At 65.6% G+C, this 24,256-nt stretch carries 19 protein-coding genes and 1 riboswitch; of the genes, 8 read left to right on the top strand and 11 right to left on the bottom strand.

Annotated elements, in window-relative coordinates:
* The first annotated feature begins 103 nt into the window (after window positions 1-103).
* Window positions 104-1,534, top strand: a complete 1,431-nt coding sequence (gene purB, locus ACVW17_RS22270; protein WP_456753914.1) for an adenylosuccinate lyase — start codon at window positions 104-106, stop codon at window positions 1,532-1,534.
* A gap of 74 nt (window positions 1,535-1,608) precedes the next feature.
* On the opposite strand, the gene cynS is transcribed toward purB, so the two are convergent.
* The 7 genes from cynS to ACVW17_RS22235 form a co-directional block, all read right to left on the bottom strand.
* On the bottom strand, window positions 1,609-2,097 hold the full coding sequence (gene cynS / locus ACVW17_RS22265; RefSeq protein WP_163160216.1) for a cyanase: 489 nt from the start codon (window positions 2,095-2,097) through the stop codon (window positions 1,609-1,611).
* 20 nt (window positions 2,098-2,117) lie between these two features.
* The gene (locus tag ACVW17_RS22260) at window positions 2,118-3,029 is read right to left on the bottom strand and encodes an ABC transporter ATP-binding protein (RefSeq protein ID WP_456753913.1); all 912 of its coding nucleotides are present in this window, start codon (window positions 3,027-3,029) and stop codon (window positions 2,118-2,120) included.
* Between the two features lie 2 nt (window positions 3,030-3,031).
* Entirely contained in the window at window positions 3,032-3,871 is an 840-nt protein-coding gene (ntrB, locus tag ACVW17_RS22255; RefSeq protein ID WP_456753912.1) for a nitrate ABC transporter permease, read from the bottom strand.
* Window positions 3,872-4,031: 160 nt separating this feature from the next.
* Window positions 4,032-5,417: a CmpA/NrtA family ABC transporter substrate-binding protein gene (locus ACVW17_RS22250; protein ID WP_456753911.1), complete on the bottom strand. Its 1,386-nt coding sequence runs from the start codon at window positions 5,415-5,417 to the stop codon at window positions 4,032-4,034.
* A gap of 106 nt (window positions 5,418-5,523) precedes the next feature.
* Window positions 5,524-6,402 carry a sulfurtransferase gene (locus ACVW17_RS22245; protein ID WP_456753910.1) on the bottom strand — a complete coding sequence of 293 codons (879 nt, stop codon included), beginning with the start codon at window positions 6,400-6,402 and terminating at the stop codon, window positions 5,524-5,526.
* A 125-nt stretch (window positions 6,403-6,527) separates the two neighbouring features.
* Complete coding sequence (locus ACVW17_RS22240) at window positions 6,528-7,655, bottom strand: acyl-CoA dehydrogenase family protein (RefSeq protein WP_456797879.1); 1,128 nt, start codon at window positions 7,653-7,655, stop codon at window positions 6,528-6,530.
* 36 nt (window positions 7,656-7,691) lie between these two features.
* A complete protein-coding gene (locus ACVW17_RS22235) occupies window positions 7,692-8,234 on the bottom strand; it encodes an OsmC family protein (RefSeq protein ID WP_456753908.1) in 543 nt (180 codons plus the stop codon).
* 267 nt (window positions 8,235-8,501) lie between these two features.
* Between ACVW17_RS22235 and ACVW17_RS22230 the strand changes: the two genes are divergently transcribed.
* Window positions 8,502-9,149, top strand: a complete 648-nt coding sequence (locus ACVW17_RS22230; protein ID WP_456753907.1) for a TetR/AcrR family transcriptional regulator — start codon at window positions 8,502-8,504, stop codon at window positions 9,147-9,149.
* Window positions 9,150-9,216: 67 nt separating this feature from the next.
* On the opposite strand, the gene ACVW17_RS22225 is transcribed toward ACVW17_RS22230, so the two are convergent.
* Together ACVW17_RS22225 and ACVW17_RS22220 are read right to left on the bottom strand one after the other, a co-directional pair.
* Entirely contained in the window at window positions 9,217-9,945 is a 729-nt protein-coding gene (locus ACVW17_RS22225; RefSeq protein WP_456753906.1) for an SDR family oxidoreductase, read from the bottom strand.
* A gap of 138 nt (window positions 9,946-10,083) precedes the next feature.
* Window positions 10,084-11,283 carry a TrmJ/YjtD family RNA methyltransferase gene (locus tag ACVW17_RS22220; RefSeq protein ID WP_456753905.1) on the bottom strand — a complete coding sequence of 400 codons (1,200 nt, stop codon included), beginning with the start codon at window positions 11,281-11,283 and terminating at the stop codon, window positions 10,084-10,086.
* Window positions 11,284-11,602: 319 nt separating this feature from the next.
* Here ACVW17_RS22220 and ACVW17_RS22215 point away from each other — a divergent pair, with 319 nt between their 5' ends.
* From ACVW17_RS22215 to ACVW17_RS22205, 3 genes are all read left to right on the top strand, one after another.
* Window positions 11,603-13,330 (top strand): alpha/beta hydrolase family protein, encoded by a 1,728-nt coding sequence (locus ACVW17_RS22215; RefSeq protein ID WP_456753904.1) that lies wholly within the window; start codon window positions 11,603-11,605, stop codon window positions 13,328-13,330.
* Between the two features lie 126 nt (window positions 13,331-13,456).
* Window positions 13,457-14,671, top strand: a complete 1,215-nt coding sequence (locus ACVW17_RS22210; protein WP_456753903.1) for an NADP-dependent isocitrate dehydrogenase — start codon at window positions 13,457-13,459, stop codon at window positions 14,669-14,671.
* A 37-nt stretch (window positions 14,672-14,708) separates the two neighbouring features.
* Entirely contained in the window at window positions 14,709-15,209 is a 501-nt protein-coding gene (locus ACVW17_RS22205; protein WP_456753902.1) for a DUF3455 domain-containing protein, read from the top strand.
* On the opposite strand, the gene ACVW17_RS22200 is transcribed toward ACVW17_RS22205, so the two are convergent.
* Entirely contained in the window at window positions 15,206-16,456 is a 1,251-nt protein-coding gene (locus ACVW17_RS22200) for a cyclic nucleotide-gated ion channel (RefSeq protein ID WP_456756500.1), read from the bottom strand. The genes ACVW17_RS22205 and ACVW17_RS22200 overlap by 4 nt on opposite strands.
* An 11-nt stretch (window positions 16,457-16,467) precedes the next feature.
* Window positions 16,468-19,158: an alanine--tRNA ligase gene (gene alaS / locus ACVW17_RS22195; protein WP_456797878.1), complete on the bottom strand. Its 2,691-nt coding sequence runs from the start codon at window positions 19,156-19,158 to the stop codon at window positions 16,468-16,470.
* A 200-nt stretch (window positions 19,159-19,358) separates the two neighbouring features.
* A riboswitch (glycine riboswitch) is annotated at window positions 19,359-19,451 on the top strand.
* Window positions 19,452-19,593: 142 nt separating this feature from the next.
* Between alaS and gcvT the strand changes: the two genes are divergently transcribed.
* From gcvT to gcvP, 3 genes are all read left to right on the top strand, one after another.
* Window positions 19,594-20,739, top strand: a complete 1,146-nt coding sequence (gcvT, locus tag ACVW17_RS22190; RefSeq protein ID WP_456797877.1) for a glycine cleavage system aminomethyltransferase GcvT — start codon at window positions 19,594-19,596, stop codon at window positions 20,737-20,739.
* A 13-nt stretch (window positions 20,740-20,752) separates the two neighbouring features.
* Window positions 20,753-21,118 carry a glycine cleavage system protein GcvH gene (gene gcvH / locus ACVW17_RS22185; RefSeq protein ID WP_456753899.1) on the top strand — a complete coding sequence of 122 codons (366 nt, stop codon included), beginning with the start codon at window positions 20,753-20,755 and terminating at the stop codon, window positions 21,116-21,118.
* Between the two features lie 156 nt (window positions 21,119-21,274).
* Window positions 21,275-24,148 carry an aminomethyl-transferring glycine dehydrogenase gene (gene gcvP / locus ACVW17_RS22180; protein WP_456753898.1) on the top strand — a complete coding sequence of 958 codons (2,874 nt, stop codon included), beginning with the start codon at window positions 21,275-21,277 and terminating at the stop codon, window positions 24,146-24,148.
* Window positions 24,149-24,256: the final 108 nt, after the last annotated feature.

Raw genomic sequence — 24,256 nt, 5'->3', positions numbered from 1 at the left:
TGGGGCCAGCACCGCAAGTCCGGCCAAGGCGCTATCAGACCTGACGATTCATGACAGCTTGCGGCTTGCGGCCAGCCTCCGGCAATGCCAAGAGAGCGGGATCATGTCCCAAGATCACATTTCCAACGTCCTCGCCGAACGTTACGCCTCACCCGCCATGCGCGCCATCTGGAGTGGCGAAGGCAAGGTCCGGCTCGAACGCGACTACTGGATCGCCGTGCTGAAGGGCCAGCGCGATCTCGGCATTCCGGTTCCGGATGGCGTGATCGAAAGCTACGAGCGGGTGAAGGACCAGATCAACCTCAAGTCCATCATGCAGCGCGAGCGGATCACCCGCCACGACGTCAAGGCGCGCATCGAGGAGTTCTGCGATCTGGCCGGTCACGAGCACCTGCACAAGGGCATGACCAGCCGCGACCTCACCGAGAACGTCGAGCAGCTCCAGGTCTACCGCGCCCTGCAGCTGGTCGAGACCAAGAGCATTGCCGCGCTCATTCGCTTTGCCAGGCGTGCGAAGCAACTGCGCGACATTCCGTTCACCGCGCGCACCCACAACGTGGCCGCACAGGTCACAACGCTCGGCAAGCGCATCGCCATGTCCGGCGAGGAGATGCTGCTGGCGCATCAGAGCCTGGTCAACGTGCTGCAGACCTATCCGGCGCGCGGCCTGAAGGGCGCGGTCGGCACCCGTCTCGACCAGATCACCTTGTTCAATGGCGACGCCGGCAAGGCGCGGGCGCTGGAACAGCGCATCCTCGTTCACCTCGGTCTGCCCAAAGCGCTCGATGCCGTCGGCCAGGTCTATCCGCGCAGCCTCGATTTCCGCGCGGTCAGCGTGCTCACCGAGCTCGCCAGCGGCCCCGGCAACTTCGCCAAGACCATCCGCCTGATGGCCGGCCACGAACTTGCCAGCGAAGGCTTTGCCAAGGGCCAGGTCGGCTCCTCGGCCATGCCGCACAAGATGAACAGCCGCTCCTGCGAGCGCATTAACGGCCTGCATGTGATCCTGAAGGGCTATCTCGCGATGGCCGCAGGCCTCGCCGGCGATCAGTGGAACGAAGGCGACGTCTCCTGCTCGGTGGTCCGCCGCGTCATGCTGCCCGATGCCTTCCTTGCCATGGACGGGCTGCTCGAGACGTTGCTGACCGTGCTCGACCAGATGGAGGTATTCGAGGCTGTCGTCGAAACCGAGCTGAAGCGCTATCTGCCGTTCCTGCTGACCACCACTGTGATGATGGAAGCGGTGAAGAAGGGCGCCGGCCGCGAGGGTGCCCACGAGGCGATCAAGGAACATGCCGTCGCGGCCATCGGCGACCTGCGCACCGGTAAGATCGTGCAGAACGATCTGCTGCAGCGCCTCGCCGCCGATCCGCGTCTCGGCTTGAGCGAAGCCGAGCTCAAGGCCGTGCTCGACCAGGGCCGCGCCAACTCCGGCGACGCCGCCGCCCAGGTCGATCACTTCGCCGAGCAGGTCGAGGCGCTGGCCAAGGCCAAGCCGGACGCCGCGCGCTACACGCCGGGCACAATTTTGTAGAAGGACGAATAGTGGGTAGCGAATAGCGAGTGGAAGAAATTCCATTCGCTATTGGCTATTCGCCATTCGCCCGCTTACTCTTCCTTGAAGCCGTATTCCGGCACATTGCCGCTGGCGCCGTAATATTTGTACGGCAGGAACTTGCCGCTCATGGTGATCTTGACGCGGTCGCCCTTGGGGTTGGCGACGCGTTCCATCGCCATGTCGAAGTCGATCGCCGACATGATGCCGTCGCCGAACTCCTCCTCGATCAGCGCCTTCCAGGCCGGGCCGTTGACCATCACCATCTCGTAGAAGCGGTAGATCAGGGGATCGGTCGGCGGCATCGGCGTGCCGGTGCCGCGCATCGGCACCTCGTTGAGCATCGCGATCTCGGCCTTCGACAGCCCGAACAGCTCGCCGGCATTGGCCGCCTGCGGTTTTGTCAGCTTCATCTGGCCGAGGATCGCGCCGACGATCAGGACTTCGGAATAGCCGCCGATCTTTTCGCAGATGTGCTTCCAGCTCCAGCCCTTCTCGCGCTTGATGTCGAGCAGCTTCTCGGTGAGGTCTTCGCGTTTCATGGGGTTTCCTCCTTTGGGCTTCAGCGCGCAGCGCTCTGCGCGGGATTGGGTTCGACGACGCGCGGCGGCGAGACGATCACCGGCTCGCCGACGCCGGGCCGCACCACAGGCACGTGGCGCGGATCGTGTCCGGTCGCCTCGGTCGCAAAGCTCTTGCTGCGGCTGACCAGGAAATCGACGATATGGTTGCGCAGCGCATAATAGTAGGGATGGCGGTGCAGATCGATGCGGCCGCGATCCTTCGGCAGCGGATTCTCGACGATCTCGGCCAGCACGGCGCCGGGGCCGTTGGTCATCAGGAAGATCTTGTCGGCGAGGAAGATCGCCTCGTCGACGTCATGGGTGATCATGAACGTGGTCTGTCCGGTCTCGAGACAGATGCGCCGTACCTCGTCCTGGAGCGTGCCGCGGGTCAGCGCGTCGAGCGCCGAAAACGGCTCGTCCATCAGCATGATCTTCGGCGTGATCGACAGCGCCCGCGCGATGCCGACGCGCTGCTTCATGCCGCCAGACAATTCCGACGGATGCTTGTGCTCGGAGCCGGTCAGCCCGACCAGATCGATGAACCTCTCGGCGTGAGCCTTCACGCGTGCGCGGTCCCATTTGCGCCATTTCGAGCTGACGGCGTAGGCGACGTTGCCGAGCACGGTGCGCCACGGCAGCAGCGCGTGGCTCTGGAAGATCACGGCGCGGTCGAGGCTGGTGCCCTCGATGCCCTGCCCGTCGACGATCACGGTGCCCTCGCTCGGCTTGTCGAGGCCGGCGAGGATGTTCAGCACGGTGGTCTTGCCGCAGCCGGAATGGCCGATCACGCAGCCGAACTCGCCGCGCGCCATCGACAGCCAGAAATTCTCGAACACGGTGGTGATGCCGCCGCCGGCGCCGGGATAGCGCCGCGCAATGCCCTCGATGGAGATGAACTTGTCGGTCATCGCTACTCCGGAAACGTCACCATGCGCGTGAAGCGCGCCAGCACCTGGTCGAGCAGCATGCCGACAAGGCCGATCAGGAGGATCGCGATGATCACATTGGTGATCGACAGATTGTTCCACTCGTTCCAGACGAAATAGCCGATGCCGGTGCCGCCGACGAGCATCTCGGCGGCCACGATCACGAGCCAGGCGATCCCGATCGAGATCCGCATGCCGGTCAGGATCGTCGGCGCCGCCGCCGGCAGGATCACGGTAAAGGCGCGCCTGACGGTGCCGACCTCGAGCGTGCGCGCGACGTTGATCCATTCCTTGCGGACGCTTGCGACCCCGAACGCGGTGTTGAGCAGCATCGGCCACACCGAGCAGATGAAGATGACGAAGATCGCCGAGATCGAGGAATCCTTGATGGTGTAGAGCGCCAGCGGCATCCAGGCCAGTGGCGAGATCGGCTTCAGCACCTGGATGAAGGGATCGAGCGCCTTGCTGATCAAAGGCGACATCCCGATCGTGAAGCCGAGCGGGATCGCAACGATGACCGCGATCAGATAGCCGAGCCCGACCCGGCCGATCGAATAGGCGAGCTGGATGCCGAGCCCCTTGTCGTTTGGCCCGTTATCGTAGAACGGCCGCTTCAGGTGCTCCCACAGTTTCGCGCCGACATCTAATGGTCCCGGCATCGCCGACTTGCCCTGGGTCGCCGTCAGCCCCATCAGCTTGGCGTATTCAGGGCTCATGTTCGCAGCCGCACCCGTGCTGCGGGTCGCGAGGTGCCAGGCACCGAGGAAGGCGGCGAGCAGTGCAAGCGAGACGATGGCGGCGCGGAGACGGAGGGAAAGCGTCATTGCGCGAACTCCCTCCGCCCGTCGTCCCTGCGAAAGCAGGGACCCATACGCCGCGGCCCTTCGATGGAGCACGTCGGGAGACACCGTGCACAATTGCTAGCGGTCGTGGTTATGGGTCCCTGCTTTCGCAGGGTCGACGCTGTGGATAGACTTGCTCTCCTCACGACGACTTCCTGATCTTGAAGCTCGCCAGATAATCGTCGGGCTTGGCCGGATCGAAACTCTTGCCCATCACCGAGAACGATTTGTAGGCGGTCGGCGGCGGCGAAAGGCCCATCTCGGCCATCACCTTCTTGGTGTCGGTGGCGAGATACACCTGCTCGGCAACCGCTTTGTAGTCGACGTCGCCCTTGATCTGGCCCCAGCGCTTCATCTGGGTCAGCATCCACACCGCAAAGGATTGCCAGGGGAACGGATCGAAATCGACGCGCTTCGGATCGGTCTTCACGCCGCCGAGCCCGTCGGCATAGGTGCCGGTCAACACCTGCTCCAGCACCGTCACCGGCGCGTTGATATAGTTGGCCGGCGCGATCGCTTCCGCGATCTGCTTGCGATTCTCGGCCTTCGCCGCATAACCGGTGGCATCGACGATCGCGCGGGTCAGCGCGGCGAAGGAATTCGGCGCCGTGGTGATGAACTCGCGGCTCGCCGCAAAGCTGCAGCAGGGATGACCGTCCCAGATCTCCTTGGAGAGGATGTGCAGGAAGCCGACACCGTCATAGATCGCGCGCTGGCAGATATTGTCGGGCGCGAGGAAGCCGTCGATGTTGTCGGCGCGCAGATTGGCGACCATTTCCGGCGGCGGCACCGAGCGGAGCTGCACGTCGGTATCCGGATCGAGCCCGTGCTCGGCGAGATAATAGCGCAGCAAATAATTGTGCATGGAATAGTCGAACGGAATGGCGAACTTCATGCCCTTCCAGTCCTTCGGATCGCGCCGATCCCTGTGCTTCATCGCTAGCGTGATGCCCTGCCCGTTGATGTTCTCGATCGCGGGCACCGTGAACGGGATCGCATTGGCGCCGAGCCCCAGCGAGATCGCGATCGGCATCGGCGCCAGCATATGGGCGGCGTCGTATTCCTTGTTGATGGTCTTGTCGCGAATGACAGCCCAGCCGGCGGTCTTTACCACCTCAACGTTGAGGCCCTGCTTGGCATAGAAGCCGAGCGGCGCCGCCATGATGATCGGAGTCGCGCAGGTGATCGGGATGAAGCCGATCTTGAGGTCCTTTTTCTCCGGCGGACCGGCATCGGCGAACGCCTCCGTCGCGGTCTTGATCGGAAAGACCTGCGACAGCGCGGCGAGCGCGGTCGCCGCCCCGACCGATTTCAGGAACGCGCGGCGCGCGATGTCTTGCGGAAACACCGCCCGCATCACTGCCGAGGCGACGATGCCCTCGTAACGCTGCTGTTCGCTCAGAACAGGCTCGCAGCGCAGCGTGCCCGCGGCATGCTCGTGCTCGGCCGCCGAGCGGTGCCGGCCGCAGGCGCAGCCGGATCGTGAAAGATCACGATCGGCGTCGAAGGGATCGTCTGACGTGGACATGCTGCGCCCCATTGTCGCACCGAAACGCGGAGAGCTCCGCGATCCGGTTCATCGATCGGCGTCCGGTTGCGTTTTGCGCCGCCGGACGCCGCCAAACATGCAGGTTCTATGCCGCCTTGCCGGTCACGACGGCAGATGTCGGCAGGCCTTCATCGATCGGCAGCGACGGGTCGCGCGACCACTCGTTCCAGGAGCCGAAATACATCCGCACGTCCTTCACGCCGGCGTTCTTCAGCGCCAGGAAAGTGTTCGAGGCGCGCGCCCCCTTGAAGCAATAGAGATAGACCGGCGTGGTCTGCGAGATGCCGACGGTGGCGCATTCGGCAAGGATCTCGTCCTTCGACTTGAAGCGCGGGCCTTCGCCGGTCGGCTTCATCATGCGGTACCATTCGAGCCACACCGCGCCGGGAATGCGGCCCTTGCGCGGGCAGAAATCCTTGCCGTAGGGGGAGGAGCTTTCGCCGATCCACTCGTCGACGTCGCGCACGTCGAGGATCGCAACGCCGGGCTTGCCGACCGCGGCCAGCATCGTTTTGGCGTCGATCATGATCTCGCCGGCCTCCGGCACGATCGCAAAGCCGGCCTTCACCGGCACGGCAACGTCGGTGGTGACCGGCAGGTCCGCCGCCTTCCAGGCATCGAAGCCGCCATGCAGCACCTTGACCTTGGGATAGCCGAGCATGGTCAGCAGATAATAGCCGCGGCAGGACTGGCCGAAGCCGGAATTCATCGACTGCTCGTAGATCACGGCGGTCTCCTTGCCGGAGAGACCGGCCGCACCGAAGGCGTCGGCGAACTTGGTCTTCAACTCGTGGATGCCCTCCGGGGTCGAGGTCGCAAGGAACGTGAAGATATCGTGCACATTGACGGCGCCGGGCAGATGGCCCGCAGCATAGGCATCCGGATTCCGCGTGTCGATGATGACACACGGTTCTTTCTTGACGAGCTCGGCAAGTTCGCCGGCGGTGATCAGAACGTCCGTCATGGCTCTCTCCTGTTGCGTGGTTGCTAGTCTTGGTGGTCCCGAACTTGTTTGGGCATGATCTCCGCGCAAACGCGTTCCGCGTTTGTCGCGAGGGAAAACCGGTCTCCACTTTTCCGGATCATGCTTCACCCATCCGCGAGCATCTTGCGCAGCTGCTTGGTGGCGGGCGTGACGATGGCGACGAAATAGGCCTCGCGCAGCCGGCGCTGGGCGCGGTGGCTCATCAGATAGCCGCGCGCGCCGCAATGGAGCATCGCGGCATGCGCGACCGCGACGCTGGCGTCGCCAATGCGCAGCCGCAGCGCGACGACGCCGCGCCAGTAGCTGTCATCGGCATTGTAGGGATCGCGCGCCAGCGTCATCGCCTCCTTCTCGAACTCGGCATAGAGCTCGCGGAATTGCAGCGGCTGCTGCGGCAGATAGCGGTTGACGTGACCCAGCGGCGCGTGGACCTCGTCCATGATGTTGATGCAATCCTTCATCAGGCCGAGGCCCATGCCGACCTGCAGCAGGATGAAGCCGGCGCGGATCTTCCTGACGAACGGTGCGGCCGGCTCGGCCAGGATCAATTCGTCCGGCACGAAGGCATCGCGGAACTGGACGCTGTAGGTGCCGGTGCCGTCCATCGCCAGGAACGGCTTGCACGGCGTCAGCGTGATCGCGGGATCGGCGCAGTCGGCGAGGAACATGACCGTCCGCCCCTGCTCGCTCGTGCCGTCGTCATCCTCGCGCTCGAAGATCGTGCCGAAGTAATGGTCTGGCCCGAGATTCGACACCCAGGGCAACGCGCCGCGCACGATGTAGCCGCCGTCGACCTTGCGGCCTTTCAGCTTCAGCCGCTCGATGCCGAAGAAGCTCTTCATCGGGTTGGACAGCCCCGTGCCGCCGAGCCGGCGCCCGCTGGAAAAGCAATCGCCGAACCGGGCGGCGAGCTTCATGTTGGTGGAGTTCGCCGCGTACCAGACCAGCGTATTCTGGCACCACGCCATGAAGGCGGTGGCGCCGCAGACCTCGCCGATCGCGGCCATCGACTGGATGGCGCAGCGCAAATCGGCGGGGCCCTCCTGCGGCACGTGGCTGTTCCACGCGCCGACCTCGCCGAGCCGGCGCAGGAATTCGGCCGGATAGACCGTGCCGGCGTCGATCGCCGATGCGAGCGGCGCCAGCTCCTGGCGGGCGAGGCGCGCGACCTCGTCCGCTATCGTCGGTGCGGGATCTTGAGCTGCGACCCGCGATAAAGCCAGTGAACCCATGGATAGTCTCCGCACCTTGAATTGCCGGTCCGAGCTTTACGCGCTGACCTCGAGATTGACGGGGCGGGTGAAGGTGTTGGCGACCGGCGACCACTTCTTCACATGCGCCACCAGCGCATCGATCTCGCTCCTCGGGACGCCCTCGCATTCCATATCGACCTTGACGCGCACATCGGTGAAGCCGACCGGCTTCTCGCTGACGTCGCCGGTGCCCCACACCGCGGTGATGTTGAGGTCGCCCTCGAGCTCGAGCTCGAGCTTGTTGACGATCCAGCCGCGATGCACGGCGTTGGCGTGCAGGCCGACCGCAAGGCAGGAGCCGAGCGCCGCGAGCGAGGCTTCGGAGGGATTGGGCGCGGTGTCGTCGCCGAGCAGGCCCGGCGGCTCGTCGACGATGTAGGGCGCAAGGTTGCGGATGTAGTTGGCGTGACGGAACTTGCCCTCGGCCACCGTCTTGCACTTCAAGGTCTTGATCACCTTCGGATTGGCCTTGCCGTTGGCAATGAGCTGCTCGAGCCCGCCTTTGTCGATCGGCGCGAGGCAGCCGGTCAGAGCGGTTTTTTGAGCGACAGCGGTCATCAGTTTTCTCCCTGGGAGCGATGGAAATGGTCAGGATACCGAACGGTCTGTTTCCTGCATAAGCCGTGCCAGTCCCGCGCCAAATCAAAAGGTGAAATCGCAGAGGCGCTTAAGCGGGCCTGCCTGCGGATTGACCAGCGCCGCCCTGCTCAATCGCCAAGCAAATGCTGCGTGGGCTGCGATTACTTTGAGCGCAAGGCAGCGCACATGACCGCCCCGTGAAGATGCGGCTTGATGATTTAGCCGCGCTCCGATTTACTGCCGCGCATGGTCAAATCGCTCACCAAGAAAAAAACCGCAGCGTTCGCCGCCGGCGACGATGAATCCGCACGCGGGCGCCTGCTCAGTGCGGCGACGCATTTGTTCTGCAAGAACGGCATCAACGCCACGGGCATCGATGCGATCATCGATGAGGCTGGAACCGCGAAGACCACGCTCTACAAATTGTTCGGCTCGAAGACCAATCTGGTGCACGCCGTGCTGGAGAGCGAAGGCCGCCAGTGGCGCGAATGGTTCATCGGCGCGATCGAGGCCGGCGGCGGCGATCCGCAGACCAAGCTGGCGCGGATCTTCCCTGCCCTGAAGACATGGTTCGCCGAGGAACGTTTCTACGGCTGTCCCTTCATCAATGCGGTCGCCGAGCACGACAAAGACGCCAAGCAGTTCCGCAACATCGCGCTGAAGCACAAGAAGGTGGTGCTGGCGCATATCGAGAAGCTGGCCGGCGAGATGGGCGCGGCGGAGCCCGCCGTGCTGGCGCATCAACTCGCGCTTCTGATCGACGGCGCCATCGTCGCCGCCATGGTGTCGTGTGATCCCACCGTCGCCGACACCGCCGGCCTTGCCGCCGGCAATCTGTTCGCGCCGGCCAAGGTGAAGAAGGCCAAGCGCGCGACCGAGCTCGAGGCGGTCTAGTCCGACTTGCCGACGATTTGTCACATCATTGCGAGCGCAGCGAAGCAATGACGGCAGAAACGCCGCTCTACAGATCGAAATTCGTCGGCAGCATCACGACGTCACGGATGGTCATGCCGCGCGGCCGGGTCAGCATGAACATCACAACCTCGGCGACGTCGCTCGCCCCGAGCAAGCTGCCCGCCGCCTTGGCCTCCGCGAGCTTCTCCGCCGGCCAGTCGGCGAGCAGCGCGCTGATCACGGGCCCCGGCGAGATCGAGCCGACGCGGATGCCGTGCTTGAACACCTGGCGCCGCACCGTCTGGACGAAGCAGTTGATCGCCCATTTCGACGACGCATAGACCGGCTCCCACGGCGTCGGGAAATGCGCGGCGAGCGAGCTCGTCACGATGATGTCGCCCGTACCGCGTGCGATCATGTGCGGCAGCACGTCGTGCACGTTCTTCATTACGACATTGACGTTGAGGTTCAGCATCCGGTCGATCGCATTGGTATCGGCATCGACGAGGTCGCCGCCGACATAGATGCCGGCATTGGCGTGCAGGATGTCGAGCTGGCCGGCCTTTTCGAGCACCTGCGGCAGCAGGCTCGCGCAGGCCTTTGGATCCAGCAGGTCGAGCACCAGCGGGACCACCGCGTCGCCATGCTTGCCGGCGAGGGCTTGCAGCGCGGCCGCGTCGCGGTCGACCATCACCACGCGAGCGCCGGCCGCCAGCATCGCCTCGCTGCTCGCAAGTCCAATACCCGATGCCGCGCCGGTCACGGCCGCGACCTTGCCTTCCAATTGCTTCGCCATCGTCTCCACCCTGTCGGTTCGTGTGGCGCGTATGGCAACACATCACGGCCGCGATGTCAGCTCACCAAGCGCTGGAGCCTGTCATCGGGCGTGCCGAAGGCGAGACCCGTGGCGAATGATGACACCGAACAAGACGCTTCACCGCCCCTGCCGCAGCGCCGCCTCCAGCCGCGCCAGCTCGGCGTCGAGGTCGCGCTCGATGTCGGCCACCTGCATATCGACCACCCGGTAGTCGCGCGCCTCGAGCCAGGCTCTGCGCTTGGCGCGATCGGTGCCGATGGCCTCGCTTTCGTTCGGATTGACCAGTTCGATCGCGGTCCGGTGCACGAAGGAGACGAAGTCGGGGATGTGGCGGCCAACCGGGGTCTGGCGCTTGAACTGGCCGGCGAAGCGGCGGTCGCGGGTCAGCGCCTGCCACAGGATCCGCTCGGCATCGGTCGGGTTGCGGCGGAGCAGCCGGGCGAGGCCGCGCACCGTGCTGGAATTGTCGGCGGTCGCGCCGCCGCCGCCCTGTTCGGCGAGCAGCGCGCGGAGCCGTGTCGCCTGGGCGCCGTCGAGCACGCCGCCCTTGGCGGGGCCCTTGCGGCCCTCGGCGATCGCCATCACCACGCCGTGCAGCGTGTGCATGTCCTGCTTGGTCGGATCCATCCGGGTGAAGATGTTGCGCAAGTTGACCAGCATGGTGTCGCGCTTCTCGGCCGGACGCAGGAACTCGACCTTGTCGAGCTCGGCGACAAGGTTGTCGAAGAACGCCTGCATCTGGTGCTGGGAAGCCGGCTCAGACCGCTCCGGCATCGCAAACGGCAGCGCCCCGGCGGTCGAGAGCTTGAACCATTCATAGCCCATCAACAGCACCGCCTGCGCCAGGTTGAGCGAGGCGAAGCCCGGATTGACCGGATAGGTGATGATGCGGTTGGCGAGCGCGACCTCCTCATTGGTCAGGCCGGAGCGCTCCCGCCCGAACAGGATGCCGGCGCCGCCACCGGATGCGACATGGCGGGCGATCTCGGTCGCCGCGCTTTCCGGCCCGACCACGGGCTTGGCTTGGTCGTGGGCGCGCGCGGTGGTGGCGAACACCAGCGTGAGGTCGGCGATCGCCTGCTCGACGGTGTCGAACAATTCGACGGAGCCGATGATGTGGTCGGCACCGGCGGCCGCGCGCTGTGCGGCGATGTTCGGCCAGCCGTCGCGCGGGTTGACGATGCGCATCCGGCTCAGCGCGAAGTTGCCCATCGCGCGCGCGGCCATGCCGATGTTCTCGCCAAGCTGCGGCTCGACCAGGATGACGACGGGACCGGCAAGGTCGTGCCCTGCCTTGGTCTTGTCGGTGCCGGACATCTCACTTCACTTTCTGATTCAAGATCTGAAGATTTTGAATCAGCTTCCGAGGCGGCTGATTCAAAACCTTATCCAGGGGCCCGCAACCAGCTTTGCACCGGTTTTGCGCGGAACCAATTTCTCCAAGCAGATAACAGGGTTAGCGGCGATTGCGAATCCTCAATCGGAATCCCGATCGCAGAACATGAGGGCCGCGGCTTGCGCGCGCTTCGCCTTCGGATAGGCTATCAACCACAACCAAAGCGAAGCTGTAAAGGCACGCTTGAGACGCCGGTTGAACGGCGAGGCAGTTGGATTGAAGCACTTTGGGGGGACGACGATGCGGGGCAGATGGACGCTGGCGATTGTGGGCCTGATCTTGATCGTGGCGGGGGGCCTGCTCGCGCACTTTACTCAGACGGCAGGCGGCATCCGGATCGAGGATGTCAGGTTCAAGGGCGCCAAGGGCAACACCATGAGCGCCCTGCTCTACGTCCCGGCCAATGCGACGGCGCAGATCCCGGCGCCCGGCGTCCTCGCCGTCCACGGCTACATCAATTCGCGCGAGACCCAGGACGGCTTCGCCATCGAGTTCGCCCGCCGCGGCTACGTCGTGCTGGCGCTCGACCAGACCGGCCATGGCTACAGCGACCCGCCCTCCTTCGCCAACGGCTTTGGCGGACCTGACGGCCTCGCCTATCTCCGCAGCCTTCCATTCGTCGACAAGGAGAACATCGGTCTCGAAGGCCATTCGATGGGCGGCTGGACCGTGCTCGCCGCCGCCGCAGCGATGCCCAATGACTACAAGTCGATGGTGCTGGAAGGCTCCTCCACCGGCAAGCCGTTCGCCGCCGAGGGCACGACGTCGTGGCCGCGCAACACCGCACTGGTGTTCGCGCAGTATGAGGAATTCTCCACCCTGATGTGGGGCGTCGACCTCGCCCGCGACGTCACCACCAGCCCGAAGCTCTGGGCGCTGTTCGGCACCCAGGGCGCGGTCGAGCCGGGCAAGGTCTATGGCGATCCGGCCAATGGCACCGCACGGGCGCTGTACACGCCGGCGATGACCCATCCGGCCGAGCACATCTCGCATGAGGCGATCGGCTACAGCCTCGACTGGTTCGCCAAGACCCTGAAGGGCGGCACACCGCGTCCGGTCGACGACCAGATCTGGTTCCGCAAGGAGATCGGCACGCTGATCGCCCTTATCGGTTTCATCGCGCTCGTGATCGGAACGTTCGACGGGCTGCTTGAAGCACTGGCGTTCTCCCGCCTGCGTCTGCCCGCGGTCGCCGACGGCACCATGCCGCCGCATCAGGCGGCGAGCGGCCGGCGCTGGACCGCGGCGTTCATCCTGTCGGCCTTCATCCCGGCGCTGACCTACTACCCGGCCTTTGCACTGGGCGGCACCTTCGTCACCCCGAGCGCATTCCTGCCGCAGGGCATCACCAACCAGATCCTGGTCTGGGCTATTATCAACCTCCTGATCACACTGGCCCTGATGCGGTTCGCGCCGAAGCGCGCCAGCCGGGCGGGCCTCGTCGGTCAATCCATCGTGATCGCGCTGGCGTCGGTTGCGGTGGGTTACGCCGCGCTCTGGCTCGCCGACCTCGCCTTCAAGATCGACTTCCGGTTCTGGATCGTCGCACTCAAGTTGATGAGCGCGAAGCAATTCCTCATCTTCCTGATCTATCTGATTCCGTTCACGGCGTTTTTCGTCGTGGCGCTGCACGTGCTGCACCGGAATTTCTCGACCATGGATACGCCGCGCGGCGCGCTGTACCTGACCAACATCCTGGCCCTGACGCTCGGTTTCATCGTGTTGCTGGCGCTGCAATACGGCACGCTGTGGCTGAGCGGAAAGCTGTTCAACCCGATCCCGGACCCCGGTTTCGTGCCGCTCTCGACCATCGTCGCGATCCAGTTCGTGCCGCTGCTCGCGATCGTCGCCGTGATCGCGACCTTCACCTGGCGGCGGACCGGATCGAGCCTGCCGGGGGCCCTGATCGCGGGCCTGTTCGTGACCTGGTACATCGTCGCAGGGACGGCCACGCAGGCGGCATTTTAGGCTAAAAGATGGGCTTAAAGTGCATAACCGGTCCGCTTCCGCCCGCCCCCGGGCGGTGCTATAGCGCAGGCGTATTCCACCATCCCGCCGTCAAAAGCGCGCTGTTCCCAAGAGGGCCTCTCCGTCATGGCAAAAATCAAGGTATCCAATCCCGTCGTCGAGCTCGATGGCGACGAGATGACCCGGATCATCTGGCAGTACATCAAGGACAAGCTGATCAACCCGTTCCTGGATGTCGAACTGCTGTATTTCGATCTGGGCATGGAATACCGCGATGAGACCAACGACCAGGTGACCATCGACGCGGCGGAGGCCATCAAGAAGGTCGGCGTCGGCGTCAAATGCGCCACCATCACCCCCGACGAGGCCCGGGTGAAGGAGTTCGGCCTGAAGCAGATGTGGAAGTCGCCGAACGGCACCATCCGCAACATCCTCGGCGGCGTGATCTTCCGCGAGCCGATCATCTGCAAGAACGTGCCGCGCCTGGTGCCCGGCTGGACCAAGCCGATCATCATCGGCCGCCACGCCTATGGCGACCAGTACCGCGCCACCGACATCAAATTCCCGGGCAAGGGCACGCTGTCGCTGAAATTCGTCGGCGAGGACGGCACCGTGATCGAGCGCGAAGTGTTCAAGGCGCCCGGCGCCGGCGTCGCGATGGAGATGTACAATCTCGACGACTCGATCATCGATTTCGCCCGCGCCTCGCTGAACTACGGCCTGCTGCGCAACTACCCGGTCTACCTCTCGACCAAGAACACGATTCTGAAGGTCTATGACGGCCGCTTCAAGGACATCTTCCAGGACATCTACGACCGCGAGTTCAAGAAGGAATTCGAGGCCAAGGGCCTGACTTACGAGCACCGCCTGATCGACGACATGGTGGCCTCGGCGCTGAAATGGTCCGGCGGCTATGTCTGGGCCTGTAAGAACTATGACGGCGACGTGCAGTCCGACACCGTGGCCCAGGGCTACGGCTCGCTCGGCCTGATGACCTCGGTGCTGCTCACCCCGGACGGCAAGACGGTGGAAGCCGAAGCCGCCCACGGCACCGTGACCCGCCACTACCGCGAGCACCAGAAGGGCAAGGAGACCTCGACCAACTCGATCGCGTCGATCTTCGCCTGGACCCGTGGCCTTGCCCATCGCGCCAAGCTCGACAACAATCCGGAACTGGCGAAGTTCGCCACCACCCTGGAGAAGGTCTGCGTCGCGACCGTCGAGGAGGGCTACATGACCAAGGACCTCGCGCTCCTGGTCGGCGCCGATCAGCGCTGGCTCTCGACCACTGGATTCCTCGACAAGGTGTCCGACAACCTCGTGAAGGCCATGGCGGGCTAAGCCCGCCGTCCCCGGACGACAGCAGCGAGCGCAGATCATGGCCCTTGTCAGAGCCGCGGCGCTCGCATCTATCCTGCTATCAGGATCGGCGGCCCTCGCCGCCGATCCGCTGCCCGACGCCGTCGCGGCGCCCGGCGAATCTCCGGTCCTCACCGTCCATGCCGAGGGCGCGCAGCTCTATGAGTGCAAGCCGGTCACCGGCGGCAAGCTCGCCTGGTCGTTCCGCGAGCCGGTCGCGACCCTGATCGCCGATGGCCGCACGGTCGGCCGGCACTATGCGGGCCCGAATTGGGAGCATGTCGACGGCAGCGCAGTGACCGCCCGCACCGCCGGCAGCGCACCTGGCGCAACGGCTGCGGATATCCCCTGGCTGAAGCTCGAGGTGATCGCCCACCGCGGCAATGGCCTGTTCTCCAGCGTCGCCACCGTGCAGCGGATCAACACCTCGGGCGGCGAACTCAGCGGCGCCTGCGACAAGGCCGGCGCGCTGAAGAGCGCGGCGTATTCTGCCGACTACGTGTTCCTGCGCCGCGACTAATCCCGGATCCCGCCGTCGGTCTCGCGCGGCGCTTGCGCGATCTCCGCGGCCGCCAAGTCGCCACCAGCCGCGAGCGGATCGGCAAGCCGCGCTTCCGCGGTCTCGCGGACATGGGCGGAGAGTGCCGGCATGCGCTCGATCAGGGCGTGGAAGTCCTGCGCATCGAGCAACAGGAGCTTGGTCTTGCGCGTCGCCGTCACCGTGCCGGAGCGATTGGTCCTGCGCAGCAGCGCGATCTCGCCGAAGAACGTGCCGTCGGCAAGGCGCACCCGCTGACTCGGCAGGTCGATCTCGACCTCGCCCGCGGTGATGAAATACATCGATGAGGCTGCATCGCCGCGCCGCACCAGCACCTCTCCGGCCTCGATGGTCTGCGACCGCAACAGCCGCATGATGTCGGCGATATCGGCGGCATTGAGATGCGAGAACAGCGGCACCCGCGCCAGCATGCCCCAGGTCACGACGAAGTCGCGGCGCCGGACCTCGTCGGCGAACGCGGTCGAGATGATCGCGACCGGCAGCGCGATCATCGCAAAGCCGACCACGATCGCAACCACGGTGACGATCCGCCCGAGCGGCGTCACCGGAACGACGTCGCCATACCCGACGGTGCCGAGCGTCACGATTGCCCACCACATCGCCTGCGGCATGGTGCCGAACTTGTCCGGCTGCACCTTGTGCTCGATGGCATAGAGCAGCGAGGCGAACAGCAGCACCGCCCCGGTCAGGATCACGACGCAGCCGAACAGCGTGCGCCGCTCCGCATGCAGCGCCGCCAGCAGCGAGCGCATCGCGGTCGAATAGCGCACCAGCTTGAGAAACGGCAGCATGCCGAACAGCACCAGCGCGGTCCTGTCGCCGATCGCGAGCGCAATGGCCGACGGCAGGAAGGCGAGCAGGTCGATCATGCCGAGCGCCGAGAAGGCGTATTCGCGCCGTGCCTGCAACGCCGTCATGTCGCGCAGGGAGTGGCCGACCACGCTCCAGAGCCGGGCGGCATATTCCAGCGCGAAGGCCGCCACCGCCGCGATCTCGATCGAGGCGAGCGCCCAGCCGAACTGCGCGTCGATCTCGGGCACCGAGACCAGGATCGCCGCCAGCACGTCGACCGCGATGATGGCGACGATGATCCCGGCAAACCGCGAACCGCCGGAATGCGGCAGGTCATCGCGTTCAAGCAACTCGTAAAGACGGTCGCGCAGCCGGGGATCGCTGATCGTAGGCTTGAGCGGAGCCGTCGCCACGATCAGCCTCTCCGTCAGGCGCCGGCCGATGCCTGTTGAGTCATGGCCTGTTCGATCGCCGACAGCGCGGCATCGGCCTTGGCGCCGTCGGGACCGCCGGCCTGCGCCATGTCGGGCCGGCCGCCGCCGCCCTTGCCGCCGAGCACCTCGGAGCCCTTGCGGACCAGCTCGACCGCGTTGAAGCGCGAGGTCAAGTCGGCGGTGACGCCGACCACGATGCCGGCCTTGCCGTCCTCGGTGACGCCGACGATCGCGACGACGCCCGAGCCGATTTGCTTTTTGCCGTCGTCGACCAGGCTCTTCAGATCCTTGGTCTCGACGCCCTCGACCGCACGCGCCAGCAGCTTGACGTTGCCGACCTCGCGGACACCGGACGCCGCGCCGTTCGACGCACCGCTACCGCCGCCCATCGCGAGCTTCTTCCTGGCATCCGACAGGTCGCGCTCGAGCTTCTTGCGCTCTTCCATCAGGGCCGTGATGCGCGCCGGGACGTCCTCGATCGAGGTGCGCAGCTCGGCCGCCGCGCTCTTCGCCAGCGCCATGGTGTCGTTGGCGTGCTTGCGCGCGTGACGTCCGGTCAGCGCCTCGATGCGGCGCACGCCGGAGGCGACCGCGCTCTCGCTGGTCACCGAGATCAGGCCGATGTCGCCGGTGCGGCGGACATGGGTGCCGCCGCAGAGCTCGACCGACCAGCCGAGCGCGTTCTGACCGTGCTCGCGGGCGCTCTTGCCCATCGAGACGACGCGGACTTCATCGCCGTATTTCTCGCCAAACAGCGCGCGCGCACCGGCCTCGCGGGCGTCGTCGACGGCCATCACGCGGGTCGTCACCTCGTCATTCTCGAGCACGACCTCGTTGGCGATGTCCTCGACGCGGGCGAGCTCTTCCGGCGTGATCGGCTTCGGATGCACGAAATCGAAGCGCAGGCGATCGGGCGCGACCAGCGAGCCGCGCTGGGCGATGTGATCGCCGAGCACCTGGCGCAGCGCCTCATGCAACAGATGGGTCGCCGAATGGTTGGCGCGGATCGCCGAGCGGCGCGCGTGGTCGACCTCGAGCTGCAGCGCGGTGCCGGCCTTCAGCGTGCCCTGCTCCACCGTGCCGACATGCACGAACAGATCGCCGGCCTTCTTCTGCATGTCGGTGACGCGGAACTTGACGCCCTCGCCGGTGAGCACGCCGATGTCGCCGACCTGACCGCCGGACTCCGCATAGAACGGGGTCTGGTTCAGCACGATCGCGCCGCTCTCGCCGGCCTTGAGGCCATCGACCTCGGCACCGTCCTTGACCAGCGCCGTCACCACGCCTTCCGCGCTCTCGGTCTCATAGCCGAGGAATTCGGTAGCGCCGAGCTTCTCGCGCAGCGGGAACCAGATGGTCTCGGTCGCCGCCTCGCCGGAGCCGGCCCAGGAGGCGCGCGCCTTCTCGCGCTGGCGCTCCATCGCGTCGGTGAACGCCGCCTGGTCGACGCTGATGCCGCGCGACTTCAGCGCGTCCTGCGTCAGGTCGAGCGGGAAACCATAGGTATCGTACAGCGTGAACGCGGTGTCGCCGTCGAACATGTCGCCCTTCTTCAGGCCGGCGCTCTTCTCGTCGAGGATCGACAGTCCGCGCACCAGCGTCTTGCGAAATCGGGTCTCTTCGAGCTGCAGCGTCTCCTCGATCAGCTTTTCCGCGCGCACCAGGTCCGGATAGGCCTGGCCCATCTCGCGGACCAGCGCCCAGACCAGGCGATGCATCAGCGGCTCGCTCGCGCCCAGGAGCTGCGCGTGGCGCATCGCACGGCGCATGATCCGGCGCAGCACGTAGCCGCGGCCCTCATTCGACGGCAGCACGCCGTCGGCGATCAGGAACGCCGACGAGCGCAGATGGTCGGCGATGACGCGATACGACGCGACGTTCTGCGCGTTCGGCTCATGGCCGAGCGCCGACGAGGCTGCGTCGATCAGATGGCGGAACAGATCGGTCTCGAACACGCTCTCGACGCCCTGCAGGATGCAGGCCATGCGCTCGAGGCCCATGCCGGTGTCGATCGAGGGGCGCGGCAGCGCCACGCGCTCCTCCTTCGTCACCTGCTCGTATTGCATGAACACCAGATTCCAGAACTCGAGGAAGCGATCGCCGTCCTCCTCGGGGCTACCCGGAGGTCCGCCCCAGATGTGCTCGCCGCGATCGATGAAGATCTCGGAGCACGGACCGCAGGGACCGGTATCGCCCATCGCCCAGAAATTGTCCGAGGTCGGGATGCGGATGATGCGGTCGTCCGAGAAGCCCGCGATCTTCTTCCAGTAGCCGGCCGCCTCGTCGTCGGTGTGGTAGACCGTGACCAGCAGCTTGTCCTTCTTCAGCCCGAAATCCCTGGTGATCAGATTCCAGGCGAGCTCGATCGCGCGCTCCTTGAAGTAGTCGCCGAACGAGAAGTTGCCGAGCATCTCGAAGAAGGTGAGATGGCGCGCGGTGTAGCCGACATTGTCGAGGTCGTTATGCTTGCCGCCGGCGCGCACGCATTTCTGCGACGTCGTGGCGCGCTGATAGCCGCGCTTCTCGACGCCGGTGAAGACGTTCTTGAACTGCACCATGCCGGCATTGGTGAACATCAGGGTCGGGTCGTTGCGCGGCACCAGCGGCGACGAGGCCACGATCTCGTGGCCGTTCGCCTTGAAGAAGTTCAGAAATGTCGACCTGATGTCGTTGACGCTGCTCATGTTCATCCAATCGGAAAAAGGGGCCGGCCAGCCGCAAAAAGGCGTCATTTTCCGGCCGAACGCTTTTAGACATTGCCAGCTGCGGTGTCCAGAAACTGTGCAGCCGGATCATGGGCTTGCCGCAACAGCACAAAGCCCGTTGATAGTCGTCCGGGTGCGTTGACAGCCTTGGCGGGGCCGTGTTTTGGTCCTACCTGTAAGTAGTCACGTCGGGAGAGACTGGCCCTGTCCTGGGCCGGCGCCGAAGGAGCAACCGCCCCGGAAACTCTCAGGCAAAAGGACCGCGTGACGTCTGACATCTGGAAAGAGGCGCTGGGGTTCTCCCCGATTGCGTCCGCCGACGGGATAATACTCTCAGGCACAGCGACAGATGGGGCTTTCTGCAGGTTTCTCAAGGGGAAATAGGTCCCCGGCGGGAACCGCGAGGGCCCTGTGATGCTTGTGCGCGAAACTTCCCCGCTGAAACAGACCCCGCTGCACGCGCTGCATCTGGCGCGCGGCGCCAAGATGGTGCCGTTCGCCGGCTATGACATGCCGGTGCAATACACGGCCGGCGTGCTGAGGGAGCATTTGCACACCCGCAAGGACGCCGGTCTGTTCGACGTGTCCCACATGGGACAGCTCGTGCTGAAGGCCAAATCCGGCAAGATCGCAGACGCGGCGCTCGCGCTGGAAAAACTGGTGCCGCAGGACATCGTCGGCATCGCGCCGGGACGGCAGCGCTACGCGCAATTCACCAACAAGGACGGCGGCCTGCTCGACGATTTGATGGTGGCGAATTTCGGCGATCATCTATTCCTGGTGGTCAACGCCGCCTGCAAGGACGCGGACGAGGCGCATCTGCGAGCGAATCTTTCCGACAGCTGCGAGATCGTGTCGCTGGCCGACCGCGCGCTGATCGCGCTGCAGGGGCCGAAAGCGGAAGCGGCACTGGCAAAGCTTTGTCCAGATGTCAGTTCGATGAAATTCATGGACGCCGGCCCGCGCCGCGTCGCCGAGATCGACTGCTTCGTCTCGCGCTCCGGTTACACCGGCGAGGACGGCTTTGAGATTTCAGTACCCGCGGACAAGGCGGAAGCCCTGGTCACCGCGCTGCTCGACAATCCCGACGTGCTGCCGATCGGGCTCGGCGCGCGCGACAGCCTGCGGCTCGAAGCCGGGCTCTGCCTCTACGGTCACGATATCGACACCACCACCACGCCGGTCGAAGGCGCGCTGGAATGGTCGGTGCAGAAGGTCCGCCGCAGCGGCGGCGCCCGCGCCGGCGGCTTTCCCGGCGCCGACAAGATCCTCGCGCAATTCGCTGATGGCGCCACCCGCCGCCGCGTCGGCTTAAGGCCCGATGGCCGTGCGCCGGTGCGCGAAGGCGCCGCGCTGTTTGCCGACGCCAGCTCGACCGAGCAGATCGGCAAGGTGACCTCGGGCGGCTTCGGCCCGAGCCTCAATGCGCCGGTTGCGATGGGCTATCTGCCGACCGCCCTCTCCGCGCTCGGCACCACCGTTTTCGCCGAAGTGCGCGGCCAGCGGCTGCCGCTGAAAGTCGCCGCAACGCCCTTCATCCCCAATACCTACAAACGCTGAAGGATCGATCCCCATGACGACGCTGTACACGTCCGACCACGAATGGCTCCGCATCGAGGGCGATGTCGCCACGATCGGGATTACCGATTATGCGCAATCGCAGCTCGGCGACGTGGTGTTCGTCGAACTGCCCAAGATCGGCCGCAGCCTGAAAAAGGCCGAGGCCGCCGCCGTCGTCGAATCCGTCAAGGCCGCCTCCGACGTCTATGCGCCGATCACCGGCGAAGTGGTCGAGGTCAACGAGGCGCTCACGGCCGATCCCGCGCTGGTCAATTCGGATGCCGGCGGCAAGGCCTGGTTCTTCAAGCTGAAGATATCAGACAAGGGCGAGCTCGGCGGCCTGATGGATGAAGCCGCCTACGCCGCGCACACCGCCTGAGAGAATGAAGCAGATTGCGACCACACACTCCCTGTCATCGCCCGACTTGATCGGGCGACCCAGTACGCCGCGGCCCTTCAGCTTAACCACTGCTGTCCCGGCGTACTGGATACCCCGCTTTTGCGGGGTATGACGGCTGACAACGAGGACCCCGTCATGAACGCGCCCTTCAAGCCGATCAACGAAGCCGTCACCGATTTCGTCCGCCGCCACATCGGACCGTCACCGCGCGACGTCAACGCAATGCTGGAGACGGTGGGCGCCGCGAGCCTGCAAGCGCTGATGAACGAGACGCTGCCGGCGTCGATCCGCCAGAAGGCGCCGCTCGATCTCGGCCGCGCGCTGAGCGAGACCGAGGCGCTCGCGCATATGAGCGAGCTCGCCGCGCAGAACCAGGTGTTCACGTCGCTGATCGGACAGGGCTATTCCGGCACCATCCTGCCGGCGGTGATCCAGCGCAACATCCTGGAGAACCCGGCCTGGTACACCGCCTATACGCCGTATCAGCCGGAGATCAGCCAGGGCCGGCTGGAAGCGCTGTTCAACTACCAGACCATGATCTGCGACCTCACCGGGCTCGACGTCGCCAACGCCTCGCTGCTCGACGAGGCGACCGCCGCCGCTGAAGCGATGGCGCTCGCCGAGCGCCATTCGCAGGTGAAAGCAAAGGTGTTCTTCGTCGACAAGGAGGTGCATCCGCAGACGCTCGCGGTGATGCGCACGCGCGCGGCCCCCTTGGGCTGGGCGCTGGTCGTCGGCGATCCCCTCACCGAGCTCGACAAGGCCGACGTGCTCGGCGCGCTGTTGCAATATCCGGGAACGTCGGGCGCGGTACGCGACCTCCGGCCTGCGATCGCATCGCTGCGCGCCAAGGGCGCGCTGGCGATCGTCGCCGCCGACCTGCTGTCGCTGACGCTGCTGACCTCGCCCGGCGAGCTCGGCGCCGACATCGCGATCGGCTCGGCGCAGCGGTTCGGCGTGCCGATGGGCTATGGCGGACCGCACGCCGCCTACATGGCGGTGCGCGACACGCTGAAGCGCTCGCTGCCCGGCCGCATCGTCGGGCTGTCAGTGGATTCGCGCGGGCTACCCGCCTATCGCCTGGCGCTGCAAACCCGCGAGCAGCATATCCGCCGCGAGAAGGCGACCTCCAACATCTGCACGGCGCAGGTGCTGCTCGCCGTGATCGCCTCGATGTATGCGGTCTATCACGGCCCCGAGGGCCTGACCCATATCGCTCGCGGCGTGCATCGGCGCGCCACCGTGCTGGCCGCAGGCCTGCGCAAGCTCGGCTTTACGCCGACCAGCGAGGCGTTCTTCGACACCGTAACGATCGAGGCCGGTGCCAGGCAGATCGAGATCGTCGCCCGCGCGCAGGCGGAGCGGATCAATCTGCGCATCGGTACGACCACGCTCGGCATCGCGCTCGACGAGACCACGACGCCGGAGACCGTCGAGGCGGTGTGGCGCGTGTTCGGCGGCAAGCTCAGCTTTGCCGAAATCGAAGCGGCGGCGCACGAGGCGCTGCCGAAGGAGCTGCGGCGCACCAGCGCCTTCCTCACCCACCCGGTGTTCAACACGCATCGCTCGGAGACCGAACTGCTGCGCTACATGCGCAAGCTCAGCGATCGCGACCTCGCGCTCGACCGCGCGATGATCCCGCTTGGCTCGTGCACGATGAAGCTCAACGCCACCACCGAGATGATCCCGCTGACCTGGCCGGCGTTCGGCAATCTGCATCCGTTCGCGCCCGCGGATCAGGCCAAGGGCTATCACGCGCTGTTCAAGCGGCTGGAGCAGTGGCTGTGCGACATCACCGGCTATGACGCGGTGTCGTTGCAGCCGAACTCCGGGGCGCAGGGCGAATATGCCGGGTTGCTGGCGATCCGGGGCTATCACCTCGCGCGCGGCGAGCCGCACCGCAAGGTGTGCTTGATCCCCTCCTCCGCGCACGGCACCAATCCGGCCTCGGCCGCGATGGTCGGCATGGATGTCGTGGTGGTGGCGTGCGACGCGCGCGGCGACGTCGACGTCAATGACCTCCGCGCCAAGGCGGAGAAGCATTCGGCCAATCTCGCCGCCGTGATGATCACCTATCCGTCGACCCACGGCGTGTTCGAGGAGCATATCCGCGAGATCTGCGACATCGTGCATGCGCATGGCGGTCAGGTTTATCTCGACGGCGCCAACATGAATGCGCAGGTCGGGCTGTCGCGGCCCGGCGATTACGGCGCCGATGTCAGTCATCTCAACCTGCACAAGACCTTCTGCATCCCGCATGGCGGCGGCGGCCCCGGCATGGGCCCGATCGGCGTCAAGGCGCATCTCGCGCCCTATCTACCGGGTCATCCCGCAACCGACGGCGCAAATGCGCACGCCATCGGCCCGGTGTCAGCCGCGCCGTTCGGCTCGGCGTCGATCCTGACCATCTCCTACATCTACATCCTGATGATGGGCGGCGAAGGTCTCACCCGCGCCACCGAGGTCGCGATCCTCAACGCCAATTACATCGCCGCACGGCTGCAGCCGCACTTTCCGGTGCTGTATCGCAACGAGCGCGGCCGTGTCGCCCATGAGTGCATCGTCGACCCGCGCGGGCTGAAGACGAGCAGCGGCGTCACGGTGGACGACATCGCCAAGCGGCTGATCGACTACGGCTTCCACGCGCCGACCATGAGCTTCCCGGTGGCGGGCACGCTGATGATCGAACCGACCGAATCGGAATCCAAGTTCGAGATCGACCGCTTCTGCGATGCCATGATCGCGATCCGCAACGAAATCGCGGAGGTCGAGAAGGGCCGCTGGACCATCGACGCCTCGCCGCTGCGCCACGCCCCGCACACCGTGCACGACATCGCCGACGATGTGTGGGAGCGGGCCTACACCCGCGCCGAGGGCTGCTTCCCCGCGGGCGTGTCGCGGTCCGACAAATACTGGAGCCCGGTCGGGCGCGTCGACAATGTCTACGGCGATCGCAACCTGGTGTGCTCGTGCCCGCCGGTCGAGGATTACGCGCAGGCGGCGGAGTAAGCGCGGGCAACGATCAAGGATGGGCAGAGCCAACGGGCGCGGCTCCGTTGGCTCTGCCCATCCTGCAGCCCGGTTTTCATAAGGCGCGCTTGTCCGTGGGCGAACGAC

This window comes from Bradyrhizobium sp. USDA 4473 (genome assembly GCF_054063335.1).
This window is presented reverse-complemented; position numbering and strand designations above follow the sequence as displayed.

What these genes read in the sequence shown, in the direction of transcription:
- purB (WP_456753914.1), top strand. Translation starts at nt 104, where the DNA reads ATGTCCCAAGATCACATTTCCAACGTCCTCGCCGAACGTTACGCCTCA.
- cynS (WP_163160216.1), bottom strand. Translation starts at nt 2,097, where the DNA reads ATGAAACGCGAAGACCTCACCGAGAAGCTGCTCGACATCAAGCGCGAG.
- ACVW17_RS22260 (WP_456753913.1), bottom strand. Translation starts at nt 3,029, where the DNA reads ATGACCGACAAGTTCATCTCCATCGAGGGCATTGCGCGGCGCTATCCC.
- ntrB (WP_456753912.1), bottom strand. Translation starts at nt 3,871, where the DNA reads ATGACGCTTTCCCTCCGTCTCCGCGCCGCCATCGTCTCGCTTGCACTG.
- ACVW17_RS22250 (WP_456753911.1), bottom strand. Translation starts at nt 5,417, where the DNA reads ATGTCCACGTCAGACGATCCCTTCGACGCCGATCGTGATCTTTCACGA.
- ACVW17_RS22245 (WP_456753910.1), bottom strand. Translation starts at nt 6,402, where the DNA reads ATGACGGACGTTCTGATCACCGCCGGCGAACTTGCCGAGCTCGTCAAG.
- ACVW17_RS22240 (WP_456797879.1), bottom strand. Translation starts at nt 7,655, where the DNA reads ATGGGTTCACTGGCTTTATCGCGGGTCGCAGCTCAAGATCCCGCACCG.
- ACVW17_RS22235 (WP_456753908.1), bottom strand. Translation starts at nt 8,234, where the DNA reads ATGACCGCTGTCGCTCAAAAAACCGCTCTGACCGGCTGCCTCGCGCCG.
- ACVW17_RS22230 (WP_456753907.1), top strand. Translation starts at nt 8,502, where the DNA reads ATGGTCAAATCGCTCACCAAGAAAAAAACCGCAGCGTTCGCCGCCGGC.
- ACVW17_RS22225 (WP_456753906.1), bottom strand. Translation starts at nt 9,945, where the DNA reads ATGGCGAAGCAATTGGAAGGCAAGGTCGCGGCCGTGACCGGCGCGGCA.
- ACVW17_RS22220 (WP_456753905.1), bottom strand. Translation starts at nt 11,283, where the DNA reads ATGTCCGGCACCGACAAGACCAAGGCAGGGCACGACCTTGCCGGTCCC.
- ACVW17_RS22215 (WP_456753904.1), top strand. Translation starts at nt 11,603, where the DNA reads ATGCGGGGCAGATGGACGCTGGCGATTGTGGGCCTGATCTTGATCGTG.
- ACVW17_RS22210 (WP_456753903.1), top strand. Translation starts at nt 13,457, where the DNA reads ATGGCAAAAATCAAGGTATCCAATCCCGTCGTCGAGCTCGATGGCGAC.
- ACVW17_RS22205 (WP_456753902.1), top strand. Translation starts at nt 14,709, where the DNA reads ATGGCCCTTGTCAGAGCCGCGGCGCTCGCATCTATCCTGCTATCAGGA.
- alaS (WP_456797878.1), bottom strand. Translation starts at nt 19,158, where the DNA reads ATGAGCAGCGTCAACGACATCAGGTCGACATTTCTGAACTTCTTCAAG.
- gcvT (WP_456797877.1), top strand. Translation starts at nt 19,594, where the DNA reads ATGCTTGTGCGCGAAACTTCCCCGCTGAAACAGACCCCGCTGCACGCG.
- gcvH (WP_456753899.1), top strand. Translation starts at nt 20,753, where the DNA reads ATGACGACGCTGTACACGTCCGACCACGAATGGCTCCGCATCGAGGGC.
- gcvP (WP_456753898.1), top strand. Translation starts at nt 21,275, where the DNA reads ATGAACGCGCCCTTCAAGCCGATCAACGAAGCCGTCACCGATTTCGTC.